At 60.2% G+C, this 12925-nt stretch carries 16 protein-coding genes and 1 pseudogene; 8 read left to right on the top strand and 9 right to left on the bottom strand.

The features are described 5' to 3' along the window. The first annotated feature begins 75 nt into the window (after window positions 1-75). Complete coding sequence (locus tag LVW35_RS11215) at window positions 76-768, top strand: NUDIX hydrolase (RefSeq protein ID WP_233895513.1); 693 nt, start codon at window positions 76-78, stop codon at window positions 766-768. Window positions 769-819: 51 nt separating this feature from the next. Here LVW35_RS11215 and LVW35_RS11210 read toward each other — a convergent pair whose 3' ends face one another. Further along, window positions 820-1593 carry an L-iditol 2-dehydrogenase gene (locus tag LVW35_RS11210; RefSeq protein WP_233895512.1) on the bottom strand — a complete coding sequence of 258 codons (774 nt, stop codon included), beginning with the start codon at window positions 1591-1593 and terminating at the stop codon, window positions 820-822. An 18-nt stretch (window positions 1594-1611) separates the two neighbouring features. After that, on the bottom strand, window positions 1612-2871 hold the full coding sequence (locus LVW35_RS11205; RefSeq protein WP_442799671.1) for an ABC transporter substrate-binding protein: 1260 nt from the start codon (window positions 2869-2871) through the stop codon (window positions 1612-1614). Between the two features lie 262 nt (window positions 2872-3133). Here LVW35_RS11205 and LVW35_RS11200 point away from each other — a divergent pair, with 262 nt between their 5' ends. The 3 genes from LVW35_RS11200 to LVW35_RS11190 all read left to right on the top strand — a co-directional run bounded on the left by LVW35_RS11200 (window position 3134) and on the right by LVW35_RS11190 (window position 6215). Beyond that, entirely contained in the window at window positions 3134-4072 is a 939-nt protein-coding gene (locus LVW35_RS11200) for an AraC family transcriptional regulator (protein ID WP_233895509.1), read from the top strand. 155 nt (window positions 4073-4227) lie between these two features. Continuing rightward, window positions 4228-5175 carry a nucleoside-specific channel-forming protein Tsx gene (locus LVW35_RS11195; RefSeq protein ID WP_233895507.1) on the top strand — a complete coding sequence of 316 codons (948 nt, stop codon included), beginning with the start codon at window positions 4228-4230 and terminating at the stop codon, window positions 5173-5175. Window positions 5176-5189: 14 nt separating this feature from the next. After that, the gene (locus tag LVW35_RS11190) at window positions 5190-6215 is read left to right on the top strand and encodes a purine-nucleoside phosphorylase (protein WP_233895506.1); all 1026 of its coding nucleotides are present in this window, start codon (window positions 5190-5192) and stop codon (window positions 6213-6215) included. Between the two features lie 9 nt (window positions 6216-6224). Here the strand turns inward: LVW35_RS11190 and LVW35_RS11185 are convergent, their stop codons facing one another. From LVW35_RS11185 to LVW35_RS11175, 3 genes are all read right to left on the bottom strand, one after another. Continuing rightward, window positions 6225-7184: a quinone oxidoreductase family protein gene (locus LVW35_RS11185; RefSeq protein WP_233895505.1), complete on the bottom strand. Its 960-nt coding sequence runs from the start codon at window positions 7182-7184 to the stop codon at window positions 6225-6227. A 29-nt stretch (window positions 7185-7213) separates the two neighbouring features. Further along, window positions 7214-7387: a DUF1427 family protein gene (locus tag LVW35_RS11180; protein ID WP_233895504.1), complete on the bottom strand. Its 174-nt coding sequence runs from the start codon at window positions 7385-7387 to the stop codon at window positions 7214-7216. Between the two features lie 88 nt (window positions 7388-7475). Continuing rightward, complete coding sequence (locus tag LVW35_RS11175) at window positions 7476-8240, bottom strand: AraC family transcriptional regulator (RefSeq protein ID WP_233895503.1); 765 nt, start codon at window positions 8238-8240, stop codon at window positions 7476-7478. A gap of 115 nt (window positions 8241-8355) precedes the next feature. On the opposite strand from LVW35_RS11175, the gene LVW35_RS11170 reads away from it, so the two are divergent. Together LVW35_RS11170 and LVW35_RS11165 are read left to right on the top strand one after the other, a co-directional pair. Next, window positions 8356-8598, top strand: coding sequence for a DUF6555 family protein (locus tag LVW35_RS11170; protein WP_233895502.1), 243 nt, complete (start codon window positions 8356-8358; stop codon window positions 8596-8598). 16 nt (window positions 8599-8614) lie between these two features. Continuing rightward, window positions 8615-8887 carry a hypothetical protein gene (locus LVW35_RS11165; protein WP_233895501.1) on the top strand — a complete coding sequence of 91 codons (273 nt, stop codon included), beginning with the start codon at window positions 8615-8617 and terminating at the stop codon, window positions 8885-8887. Between the two features lie 49 nt (window positions 8888-8936). Here LVW35_RS11165 and LVW35_RS11160 read toward each other — a convergent pair whose 3' ends face one another. The 3 genes from LVW35_RS11160 to LVW35_RS11150 form a co-directional block, all read right to left on the bottom strand. Next, on the bottom strand, window positions 8937-9107 hold the full coding sequence (locus tag LVW35_RS11160) for a metallothionein (protein ID WP_233895499.1): 171 nt from the start codon (window positions 9105-9107) through the stop codon (window positions 8937-8939). A gap of 89 nt (window positions 9108-9196) precedes the next feature. Continuing rightward, window positions 9197-9649, bottom strand: coding sequence for a DMT family transporter (locus tag LVW35_RS11155; protein ID WP_233895497.1), 453 nt, complete (start codon window positions 9647-9649; stop codon window positions 9197-9199). A gap of 4 nt (window positions 9650-9653) precedes the next feature. Continuing rightward, a complete protein-coding gene (locus tag LVW35_RS11150; protein ID WP_233895495.1) occupies window positions 9654-10142 on the bottom strand; it encodes a DMT family transporter in 489 nt (162 codons plus the stop codon). 118 nt (window positions 10143-10260) lie between these two features. Here LVW35_RS11150 and LVW35_RS11145 point away from each other — a divergent pair, with 118 nt between their 5' ends. Then, window positions 10261-11193: a LysR family transcriptional regulator gene (locus LVW35_RS11145; protein WP_233895493.1), complete on the top strand. Its 933-nt coding sequence runs from the start codon at window positions 10261-10263 to the stop codon at window positions 11191-11193. A gap of 217 nt (window positions 11194-11410) precedes the next feature. Continuing rightward, window positions 11411-11551 (top strand): annotated as a pseudogene (locus LVW35_RS11140) (type II toxin-antitoxin system VapC family toxin); the annotation flags it as partial. A gap of 27 nt (window positions 11552-11578) precedes the next feature. Here the strand turns inward: LVW35_RS11140 and LVW35_RS11135 are convergent. Next, window positions 11579-12898: an Nramp family divalent metal transporter gene (locus LVW35_RS11135; protein ID WP_233895491.1), complete on the bottom strand. Its 1320-nt coding sequence runs from the start codon at window positions 12896-12898 to the stop codon at window positions 11579-11581. Window positions 12899-12925: the final 27 nt, after the last annotated feature.

Raw genomic sequence — 12925 nt, 5'->3', positions numbered from 1 at the left:
ATCCTGAAGCAAGTCCATGACATATCTGCTCGATTGGTTAGACTGTGCGCCATCGCTGTTTAGAAGGACGTCAACATGCCCCTGAGCCCCTACCTCCACACCGTCGACCTGTGCGTATTATTTTATTGCCGCGCCTCCGGGGAACTGAAATTGCTGCTGAACAAACGCGACGCCGAGCCCTTCGCCGGGCACTGGGCGCTACCGGGGATGGTGGTGAATGGCGGAGTGCAAGATCTGAGCCTCAAGGATGCGGTGGAGCGCTTGCGCGCGAGTGACAAGGTGGGTGTTGAGCTGGTCTGGTGCGAACAAGTGGGCACAGTGGGGGATGCGTTTCGTGATCCGCGTTGCTGGTCGTCGTCCACGTACTACCTGGCGATCGTGGCGGATGAGGTAGAGCTGGGTGAGCATCAAGCCTGGTTTTCACTGGCGGGGGTCGCGGATGGCAGCATCAAGCTGCCGTTCGATCACAACAGCATCGTGGCCGCCGTGCAGGAACGCTTGTTCTCCAAGTCGCTGTACAGCAGCTTGCCGCTGATGTTCCTGGGCGATGAGTTCAGCGCGCCGGAGGCAACCACGATCTTTTCCCTGGTGCTGGCGCGGCCGGTGTTGAAGACCAGTATCCGTCAGCGCTTGCTGAAGCTGACGGAGGCGGGGTATTTGCGTGAAACGGGGCGCAAGAAGAATGGTGAGGGTGGCAGGCCCCAGGCGACGGTGGCGGTTCTCAGACCTGGAGAAATCTACTTCTTCGACCGCAGTTTTGCCGAGTAACGCGATTTGAAGAGCGCCGAAGCTCACACATTTTGTGATTGATGTAGGGCTCTAGTTCATCCAGTTGCCGCCATCGACGTTGTAGGTCTGGGCCACCACATAATCGGCGTCCTTTGAGGCGAGGAATATAGCCATCCCGGTCAAATCCTCCGCCGTACCCATTCGCCCAAACGGCACCTCGTCCCCTACCCGCTTTTTCTTCTCGCCAGGCGCCAATCCTTCATGTTTGGCAAACAACGCATCCACCCCATCCCAATGCTCGCCATCCACCACACCCGGTGCGATGGCGTTGACGTTGATCCCTTGCTTGATCAGGTTCAACCCAGCCGATTGCGTCAGGCTGATCACCGCCGCCTTGGTCGCGCAGTAGATCGCCACCAACGGCTCGCCACGGCGCCCGGCCTGGCTGGCCATGTTGATGATCTTGCCGCCGTGGCCCTGGCTGATCATCTGCCGCGCGGCGGCCTGCAGGGTGAACAGCGTGCCGGCGACGTTGATCGAGAACAGCCGTTCATAGCTGTCGCGGGTGATATCGACGATGGGTGCCAGATCGAACAGCGCGGCATTGTTGATGAGGATATCCAGCTTGCCCGCCTGGGCCACTACGGCGGCAATCGCGCCGTCGATGGAGGCCTGGTCGGTGACATCCATGGCGACGGCATAGGCCTGTGGGCCCAGTTCAGCGGCCGTGACCTGGGCGCGTTGCAGGTTGATGTCGGCGATGGCCACGGTGGCGCCTTCGGCAATGTAGGCCTGGGCAAAGGCGCGGCCGATGCCACGCGCCGATCCGGTGATCAGCGCGCTCTTGCCTTCAAGTCGTTTCATGAAAAGGTCCTGTCGAAGTTATTTCGGGTAGCCGGCGCGTTTCATTTCGCGCTCGGTGGTGGACTGGGCTTGCAGCAAGGCCTGGTCAACCGACATGCCACCGGTCAGCGCCGCCGAAAACAGCTTGCCAACCGAGGTGCCAATGGCCTGGAACTCGGGAATGGTCACGTACTGGATCCCCACGTATGGCACTGGCTTGGCTGAAGGGTGCGCGGGGTCGGCGTGCTTCATCATTTCCAGGGTCACCTGGGCGAACGGGGCAGCCTTCAAGTACGCCTCGCTGTAGGTAGATTGTCGGGTTCCCGGCGGTACGTTGGTGATGCCTTCTTTATCAGCGACCAACTGGATGTACTCCTTGGACGTCGCCCAACTAATGAAGGCCTTGGCAGCGTCCTTGTGCTTGGACGTAGCCGGGATCGCCAGGGACCAGGCATACAGCCACGAAGAACCTTTATCGGTGACTTCGGTAGGCGCGGCGGCGAAACCAACGCTGTCGGCGACCTTGCTCTGGCTCTTGTCGGTGGTGAAGGAGCCGGCGACGCTGGCATCGACCCAGATCGCGCATTTGCCACTGTTGAACAGCGCCAGGGTCTCGTTGAAGCCGTTGCTGGACACACCCGGCGGGCCGTATTGCTTGAGGGTGTTGACGTAGAAGTTGGCGGCCGCCGTCCACTCGGGGCTGGTCAGTTCAGGTTTCCACTGTTCGTCGAACCAGCGTGCACCAAAGGCGTTGGCCATGGTGCTCAGCAAGGCGATGTTCTCGCCCCAACCGGCCTTGCCGCGCAGGCACATGCCGTATTGGCCCTTATCCTTGTCGGTGAGCTTGGCGGCGAACTCGCCGAGTTGGCTCCAGGTAGGATGGGCGGGCATGCTCAACCCGGCCTGCTTGAACAAGTCAGTGCGATAGTAGGTGACGGTGCTTTCGCCGTAGAACGGCAAAGCATACAGGGTGTTGTTGACCGACAGGCCCTGGCGCACCGAAGGGAAGATATCGTCGGCGTCATAATCGGCCGACAGCTGGGTCAAGGGTTCCAGCCAGTGCTTGGCGCCCCAGAGTGGGGTTTCATAGGTGCCGATGGTCAGCACATCGAACTGCCCGCCCTGAGTGGCGATATCGGTGGTGAGGCGCTGGCGCAGCACGTTTTCTTCCAGCACCACCCAGTTGAGCTTGATGTCCGGGTGCTGCTCTTCGAATACCTTGGACAGGCGTTGCATGCGGATCATGTCGCTGTTGTTGACCGTGGCGATGGTCACGATGTCGGCGGCGTGGCTGGGCATGGCCAGCGCCAGGCCGGAAAGCAGGAACAACGCTTGCGGGAGCTTGGACATAGCGGTTTCTACCTGTTGTTTTTTTTGTTGAGGGCCGATTACAGCAGCTTGGCAAAGCCCCCACAAACGCATGGAGGATGGGGGACTGGTACTTTTTTAACCTTGGAGTGAACGTTAAAAAAGTACCAGTGCCAGGCGAAACCAGGGGTAGCGCGCCCATGACCGGGGCGCGTATTTTGGAGCGATTCCAAGCATTATAAGACTCCCCGCCATGCCCATCAGCCGCGCCAAGCTGTTCGAGCACCGCCCCGCCGAACTCGAAGTGATCCTGCCCGAGCCGGACCACTGCTTCCGCTGGTTCGAACACGACTACCCCTACGACCTGGCCCGCTGGAACTACCATCCCGAATTTGAAATCCACCTGATCCGCCAAGGCAGCGGCAAACTGGTGGCGGGCGACTACATCGGTGCGTTCAGTGCCGGGCATGTGGCCCTCATCGGCCCCGACTTGCCCCACGACTGGATCGGCGAGCTGGCGCCCGGCGACTACCTGACCGGCCGCGACGTGGTACTGCAATTCGACGGTGCCGCCCTTCTCGCCCTGCGCAAGACCCTGCCGGAACTCGGCGACCTGCAACCGCTGTTCGAACATGCCCGGCGCGGGTTGGAATTCACCGGCGACATCGCGTTTCAGGCTGCGCGCTTGATGGAGGCCATCGGCACCGCCCACGGCTTGCAACGCCTTATCCTGTTCCTGCAACTGCTCGACACCCTGAAAAACGCCCCGACGCAACAGGTCAAGGCCCTGGCCAGCCCCTGCTATGCGCCGACGCTGGACGCACGCAGCGCCGAACGCATCAACAAGGCGTTCGACTATCTGATGCGCGAGCTGACTGGCGATGTGCGCCTGTCGGTAATCGCGCAGCAATTGGAGATGAGCGAACCGGGCTTCTCGCGTTTCTTCAAGCGCAACACCGGCCATGGTTTTATCGACCTGGTACGCAAGTTCCGCGTGCAGCGCGCCTGCCGGCTATTGTTGCAAAGCGAGATGTCAGTGGCGGACATCTGTTTTGAAGTGGGCTACGCCAACCTGTCCAATTTCAATCGACACTTTCGTATCGAAATGCACCAGACGCCAAGTGACTATCGGCGGGAAACTGCAATGAATCTGTTCCAACGCATTGAAAAAATGACACCCAGTCAATTCTGACCAAAAGGTCGACTAAATCCAGTTTTTCTCAAATTGATCAACCTATTGAGCAAACTTGGTACAGCCTGTGCAAACGTTTGCGGTATGAACTTGGCAACCCAGTTCACCTCTACCCGAAGAATCGGGTCCAAACCGCGTACGAATAGGGATTTTCAATGCACCCCACCTCAAGGCGTCCAGCCTCCTTTGGTGTTTCCTTGCTACTGGCCGCCGTTACGGGAGTACTCAGCGCCCCCATTTTGGCGCAGGAAAAACCACTCGATGACTCAGCACAGGGCGAAACCCTCAGCCCGGAAGCCAGCCCGGCAAAAAAAGGCGCGTACCTGTCGGAATGGTTCAACCAGGACCTGACATTGATCGGCAGCAAAGACATCAGCTTCGGCCCCAAGCCACAGGATGATGTCTACCTGGAATACGAGTACTTCGGGCGCAAGGGGCCTTTTGAGTTATACGGCTACATTGACGTGCCGAAGATCCTCACCATCGGTAACAGTAATGACAAAGGCGTTTGGGACCATGGCTCGCCGGTGTTCATGGAACATGAGCCACGTATCTCCATCGACTACCTGGCGGGCCGCAGCCTGGCCATCGGGCCGTTCAAGGAATGGTACGTGGCGTTCGACTGGATCTACGACCATGGCAGCCGCAAGGAAAACCGCGCCAACACCCTGTACAGCGGTCTCGGCACCGACATCGACACCCATTCGCGGGTGAACCTGTCGGCCAATTTCTACGGGCGCTACCAATGGGAAAACTACGGCGCCAGCAATGAATACTCATGGGACGGCTACCGCGCGCAAATGAAGTACATCGTGCCCATCGGCAAGTTTGATAACGGCGCCTCACTGACCTACATCGGCTTTACCAACTACGATTTCGGCTCCGACCTGCACAAGGACAACCCGGCGCGTACTGCCAACTCCCTGGTCGCAACCAATGTGCTGTTGTATTCGTTTACCCATCTGCGCTTCACCCTGGTCGGTCGTTACTTCCATAACGGCGGCAACTGGGAGGACGGCAGCGAGTTGAACTTCGGCGAAGGCAACTTCCGTGCCCGCTCCGACGGCTGGGGTTACTACGCCGGCGTGGGTTACCAATTCTGATAGAGGAGCTTTAGATGAATGCATTTACCCGTCTCTCCATGGCTGTCAGCCTGGCGCTGTTGCCCCACACGGTGCTGGCTGATACCGCACCGATCAAACCCAAAGTGATGCTGATCACCATGTTTGCCCCCGAGGCGCAAACCTGGGTCGATCGCCTGCAGCTCAAGCAGGAAGTGCGCGTACCGGGGCTGTCCGCCGAATACCCGGTGATCCGCTGCAACACCCAGGACGTGTGCCTGTTGGTCACCGGCATGGGCCAGACCAACGCTGCCGCATCCACCCTCGCCTTGGCATTGTCGCCCAAATTCGACTTGCGTCAGAGCTACTTCCTGATCGCCGGCATCGCGGGTATCAGCCCCAAACACGGCACTATCGGCACCGCCGCCTGGGCGCACTATCTGGTGGAATTCGGCACCCAGTGGGAGCTGGACTCGCGGGACGCCCCCAAGGATTGGCCGACGGGTTATATCGGCATCAACACCAAGGGTCCCAACGAAAAACCTCCGCTGGACTACAAAACAGAGGTGTTTGAGCTGAACCCCAAGTTACAGGCCAAGGCGTTTGCCTTGTCGCAGAAAGTGGAGCTGACAGAAAGCAAGGAATCCGCGGCCTGGCGTAAACACTACCCCGCCGCCCCGGCCAATCAACCGCCGCGAGTCACCCGCTGCGACACCTTGGCGGGCAACACCTGGTTCTCCGGCACACGCCTGAGCGAACGCGCCGAGGTCTGGACCAAATTGCTCACCGATAACAAAGGTGAATACTGCACCACCCAGCAGGAAGACAACTCCACCTACGAAGCGTTGCTGCGCGCCAGCCGCGAAGGTCTCGTGGATATCCAGCGCTTGGCGGTAGTGCGTGCAGGCTCGGACTTCGACCGTCCGTACCCTGGCTACAGCGAAGTGGACAACCTGTTGAAATACGCCGATCAAGGCGGCTTCGTGCCGGCACTGGAAAACCTGTACCGCACGGGCAACCCGCTGGTACAGGCGATTCTCAAGAACTGGTCGGCCTGGGAGAAAGGTGTTCCAGAAGCCTGACCGCCGGGATCAAGGCAGGAAGACGATTTTGTCTGCGCTGCCTTGATTCACCTCTTCATAGCACTGCACCCCATCGACCAGCGCTACTTCACGCAGGCCGGTGGGCAACGGCAGCAAGCCTTCATCAAAGAAACGTCCGAACTGCTCCAGCATCGCCGCGCACTGCTCGCAGTTATAGAGCAACGAATTGATCCCCACCACCGAGCCGCCCTTGCGGTATAAAGCCAGGGCCGGTAGCTGCACATGGCCGTCTACCGGTGCCGCAATGATCGCGATACGACCGAATGGCGCCAGACCCGCGACAGCAGCTGGTAGCCAAAAGCCGGTGGTGTCGAAGATCACATCCGCACCGCCCTTGAACACCGCATTCACCTGCACACCGAGTTCTTCCGACTTGCCCAAGGCAATCGCCTCGAAACCTTGCTTCTGCAATACGTCGACCTGCTCCGGGCGACGTACGGCGGCCAGCACCTGGGCGCCACGGATTTTCGCCAGGGCCAAGGCCGCGCTGCCCACGGCGCCGTTGGCACCCACCACCACCAAGCGCGTGCCTTTGGTCACGCCGCTGCGCTCTAGGGCATCCCAGGCGGTGGTATACGGCACTCCGAGGCTGGCGGCCTGGGCAAAGTCCAGATAGCAGGGCTTACGCGCTACGCCCTTGGCGGACACGGTGAGGTACTGGGCGTGGGCGCCATCGGCAAAAAAGCCCAGGTCGCGGCCAGTACCCCAGACGTCCTGGCCCACCAGTTCCGGTGGGCCTTCCACCACCACCCCGGCAAAATCACGGCCGGGGATGCGGGGCAAGGTGGTGTAGGGGAAACGACCAAGCACGTTTTTGACATCGCTGGGGTTAAGACCGGCCGCCTTGATCCGTACCAGTACTTCACCGGTGGCCGGCACTGGGGCGGCAACGTCAACAATGCTAAGGGCGGCAAGGTCGCCGGTGGCGGAAAATTGCAGTGCTTTCATGGCCAATATCCATCAAGTTGAAAAAGAGATCAGGAGAACCAGGCAATCACCAGTTGCCGCCCCATGGGCCAGAGCTTTTCGCCCAGCAGCATGCCCATCAGGCCTATCAGCGCAATCGCCGGCGGCGCGGGCGAGCGGAAGTCCAAGGCACCATAGATCACACCGACAAACAGGCCGATAGCGAGGGAAATCAGGTAGTTCATAGGGCGGCGCCTTGTGGGTGGATGCGCTCAGTGTAGGGAGTGCACTCCTGAAGCATCGGCCAAGTGCTTCAGGATTTCGGCCAAACACTCAACCGATGTAGTGCGAAGGCGCCACGCCGAGTTCGCGGCGGAACATGTCGCTGAAACTGCTCGGGGAGTAGCCGAGCGAACGCGCGATGCTGCTGACCGACTGCCCCTGAATCAACTCCGCCACCGCTGTAGCCAACTGCACCTGCCGCCGCCATTGGGCGAAGCCCATGCCCAGGTTGTTCTGGAACAGCCGCGACAAGGTGCGCACACTGGCACCGGCTGTTTCGGCATGGTGCTCGAAAGAGATCTCCAGCGATGGCGCAGCCATGACCGCCTGGCATGCGCTGATCAGCCGACGGTCCGCCTCCACCGGCATGGCGATGCGAATCTGCGAGCGACGTGCCCTTTGCAGCTCCAGCAAGGCCAGGTTGACGACCGCGTCGTAGTACGCCGCCTCACCACTATCGCCTTCCTCCACCAACGTGACGATCAGCTCACGCAGCAAACCACCGACTTCGATGACCTGCACTTGGCTGTCCAGCGTGGCCGCCAGCGCCGGGCGCAAGTAGATGTTGCGCATCTGCAAATCCGACACCACGCGAATCCCATGCTCCACTCCCGGCGGCAGCCACACCGCACGCTGAGGCGGCACCACCAGGGCTTCGCGCGGGGTCTCGACCCACATCACGCCGCTCATGGCATAGAGCAGCTGGCCCCACTCGTGGCTATGAGGCTCAACGTACAGTCCGCGCGGATAGGTGCGCGCCAGGGGTTGCACGGGGACGGCGTGATTACTGAGGTCGGGGGGCGCGGCCAGGGCCATGGGCACACATCAATCAAGGGTGAGCCGCCATGGTAATGACCACCGCTCGACAATCCGAGTGAATTTTTACCGCCAGGGAGGATCACTTGCTTATACAGGGAGGTTTAATGGGCCAATGAATAACGCAAAACTGTTTGTGATCGACTACATCCTGCACGGTGAACCCAAGTCGTTCATCATCCGCCTGGAAAAACTCGACACCGTTGAGGCCTGGCACTGGGCGAGCTGTGACGCAGGCATCGGTCGCATTGGCCGTTTCTCACGCGAGCAGGTGAAGAAGACCAGCCAGGCGCAAGCCGAAAAGTCCGGTCTCACCAACGTGCAATGGCGCCGCTCGGATGCACGCGCCCAGGCTTGATCGAGGAGAGATGAGCATGGACTTACCCGAATCGGTCAATGGCAGGGCACGCATTGACTACACCCAGGACACTCTGTTCGGACCGCTGGCCAAGCATGTCGAGTGCAACGTGAGCTTGCAACAACAACCCGGCTGGATGGTACTGAAGGTGTTTCAGCCACTACCGGACGACCTGCATGAGGCGCAAACAGTGGTGTTTGCACTCGAGGGGCGGCGCACCAGCGCGGTTGTAAAAGACAGCCAACGTCTGTCCGACCACAGCCTGCGGCTCGAACTGGAAACCCAGTAGGCCATACCCATGGGAACTGGCTTGCCAGTTCCCATATTTTTGCACACGTTCAGCCGTTGGCCGACTTGGCGCACTCGCACCCCGTGGCCGCCGCGCACGGCTCACCATGCGCGTGGTGCTCGGCGCAGCCCTGACAGCAATAGCCCTTGCCGTCCTTCATTACCGCATCAGCTCCCAGCACACACTTGCAGTGTGGGCAGGCACAGGTTTTATCTGGCATGGTCAGACTCCTTTTTCATGGTCGTCCCGGTGCGGCGGGCGCCGGCACCTTAAGCAGTGACTGCGGCCCGCCAGCAATGGTTCAAACGATCAGTCGGTGCAGGTATTGCTGCGGTACATGAACACCAGGGCCAGTGCCAGGCAGGCCATCGCCACGATTCGGGCACCCGACAGTTCGATGGCCGGGTTGCCCAGCCAGCCGAAGTTGTCGATCAGCATGCCCATGCCCAATTGGCCGACGATGACTGCGACGGTCGCGACGGCTGTGCCGACCACTGGCACCGCGCCGACCATCACCATCATGTACACCACACCGAACAACGCGCCGGTGAGCTGCCATTTCGGCACGTCCAGCAAGCTCACGGACTGGGCGGGCTCAAAGAACAAGATCAACAACGCGGTGACAATCGCGCCCACCACAAAAGTCACCAGGCTGCCGCGCAGCACACCCACGGCCTGGCCCAAGCGACCATTGATCGCCGCCTGCACACTCAACACCGCTCCCGCGGCCACCACCACTACCAGTAACAGAATCAGATTCATCGTCTTACCCTCGTGCAATCAGAACCAGTGCCACCACAATCAATGCCAAGGCAATCCAGCGCTCGCCATTGATCCGCTTACGCTGCGCGCCGAACCAACCAAAATGGTCGATCAGCACACTCTTGCCAACCTGCCCGGACAAAATCGCGATCATGGTCATGGCAATACCGATATGCGGCGTGGCGAGGGTCAGCACCACCACATAAATCGGCCCCAGGAAACCGCCAATCAACTGCCAGCGCGGCAACTCGGACAGCGCGGGGCCCTTTTGCGGGCCGCTGAATAACAGCAGCAGATACAGAATGGCCGAGCCCACGCCAAAGATGCTCAACGTTGCCCACAAGTGCCCCACTTGCACGCCCAGCGGCCCGAGCAACCCGGCCTCTACCGACAGGCCCATGCCGGCCAGGATCACCAGCGGCAACAACAGCAGCCGCAGGCCGTTTTTTTTCGGCTTGGCCCGCGCCACGCCCTCAACAGAGCTTGCTTGCATACATCACCTGCACATCAATAAAGGATTGGATGACGCGCATTATCCGGTGGCCGTCCTGTGCGATAAATGGGAGCATGCCAACAACACCTTTGCGCAAATCGCACAGAAGGAAAACCTAATGCAAGGCTTGAACGAATTGAGTTTCAAGGCGTTACGCCTGTTCGTCGCAGTGCTGGACCTCGGCAGCTTTTCTGAAGTGGCGCGACGTGAGGGCCTGGCGCCCTCCTCTATTTCCCGGCAGATTCAGCTCATGGAACAGTCTCTTGGCCAGCAGTTGCTCTACCGTCACACCCGTGCGGTCAGCCCCACCGAGGCCGGGCGCCTGCTCGGACGGCATGCGCGCTTGATGCTCGAGCAGCTGGAAGCCGCCGGCCAAGCCCTGCAGGAGCAGGAAAGCGAGCCCAGCGGCCTGGTGCGCATCAATGCACCCATGGTGTTTGGCCAGCGCCATCTTTCCCCGTGGCTTGGCGAGTTGTGCCGGCGTTATCCGAAGTTGCAACTGGATATCCAGCAAACCGACACCTACGTCGACCCCCTGCAAGATGGCACCGACCTGCTCTTTCGCATCGGCGTGCTAAACGACTCCAGCATGCAGGCACGCATCTTCGCGCCCCAACGTTTTCGCATCGCCGCCAGCCCCGCGTACCTGGCGCGGCATGGCACGCCACAACACCCTGACCAACTGATCAGCCACCAGTGCCTGGCCTACAAGGGCATCACCGGCCAGCAGCGCTGGTTTTTCCGCAAGGGCAAGGGCGACTGGACACCTTATAGCGTCAAGGGTCCGATCACCGGCAACCATGCCGACACCCTCACTTACGCCGCCGAACAAGGCCTTGGGCTGGTGGTGTTTCCTTCCTGGTTGATCGGGGAAAGCTTACGTGCAGGCACCTTGCAGGCAGTGCTGACGGAGTACGAAGTGGCGACCACCCTGGAGCCGCAACAAATTGCCGCGCTATGGCCGGGGAGCCGGCGGTTGTCGCTGAAGGTGCGAACGGTGATTGATTATTTTGTGGAGTGTTTTGGCGTGGTGCCTTATTGGGATCGCTGAGTGAGGGGAGTCATTGAGGATATTTCCTACTTCAAGAAGTAGTTCCATTCTGAATTTCCTGGCCAGTATTTCAAAGCCTCATGCCCTGGAGCAGACTCTGTCAAAACCTATTTGGGAGGGATTTCATGGACCTCGTCTACTACAAACCGTCACGCGATGAGCGAACCGCTGCCGCCAGCCGTCGGGCCGTCTTGGATAGCGCTTCGACTTTTGGCTAATTGCGGTAAAAGACCTTGAGCCCCTTCATAAAGACTCGTTTGATCGACTCATCGTGGCAACCGCCATGAGCGAGCCGATGCGGCTATTAACCGCCGACCCACAGGTTGCCCAATACACATCCTTGGCGATCCAGGTGTGAAGCCCACCAGACAAATGCGCCCTCACATCAGAACACCCACTGCCCAATCAGCCACGCATTCGCCCCACTGATCACCGCAAACAGGAACCACGCCAGCAAGCGAGTCGGCAGCCGATTCACAAACGGCCCCATCAACTGTTTATCACCGGTCATGCGTATCAGCGGGTACAGCGCAAATGGCAACTGCAGGCTGAGCACCACCTGACTGAGGATCAGCAGTTTGCCGATGGCATCGTCGCCCATCAGCCAAACCCCCAGGAACGCCGGGATCAGTGCCAGCCCGCGAGTGATCAGGCGCCGCTGCCAGCAGGGAATGCGCAGGTTGAGGTAGCCTTCCATGATCACCTGCCCGGCGATGGTGCCGGTGAACGTTGAGCTTTGCCCGGAGGCCAGCAACGCAATGCCGAACAGGATGCTGGCGAAGGCACCACCGACCAGTGGGTCAAGCAGGTGGTAGGCGTCCTGGATCTCGACGACGTCGGTATGGCCCGTCTTGTGGAAGGCCGCGGCGGCGAGCACCAGGATTGCAGCGTTGACCAACAGGGCCAGGGCCAGTGAGCCGATGGTGTCAATGCGCGCCAACTTGACCGCGTCCTGTTTGCTGGCGAGGTCCTTGCCGATCAGTCGGGTTTGCACGATGGAACTGTGCAGGTAGAGGTTATGGGGCATCACCGTAGCACCGAGGATACCGATGGCCAGGTACAGCGGCGCAGCATCGCTGATGGCCGACAGTGACGGAGTGAAACCGCTGAACACGTCCGGCCAGTAAGGCTTGATCAATACCAGTTCGATGAAGAAGCACACGCCGATAGTCGCCACCAGCGCCAGCATGATCGCTTCCAACCGGCGGAAACCCCGGTTTTGCAGGGCCAGGATCAGCAATGTATCAAAAGCGGTGATCACGATACCGGTGGTCAGCGACACCCCCAGCAGCAAGTGAAATGCCAGGGCACAGCCCAGCACTTCGGCAAGGTCGGTGGCGATGATGGAGATTTCCGCCAACGCCCACTGGGTGCGTGAGGAACGCTTGCTGTAGCGTTCACGGCACAGTTGCGCCAGGTCCTTGCCAGTAGCGATGCCCAGCCGCGAGCACAGGCACTGCACCGCCATCCCCGCCAAGCTGGCCAACAGCACCACGAACAATAGGCTGTAACCGTAGCGCGAACCGGCCTCGATGGCCGTGGCCCAGTTGCCCGGGTCCATGTAGCCGATGGAGATCAGCAGGCCGGGCCCCGCAAACATGAGGATGCGTTTGAAGAAAGAAGCCTTGGGGTCAACGGCGACAGAGCCGGCCACCTCCGGCGGGCAAAACGGGGCAGTAGCGATTTTTGGCAGGCTGAATTTCACGCGGTATCCCAGGCAACACACTCGATG

This window comes from Pseudomonas sp. HN11, from assembly GCF_021390155.1.
Taxonomy (GTDB): domain Bacteria; phylum Pseudomonadota; class Gammaproteobacteria; order Pseudomonadales; family Pseudomonadaceae; genus Aquipseudomonas.
Note: the sequence above shows the minus strand (reverse complement) of the source record. Positions and strands in the feature narration are given on the sequence as shown.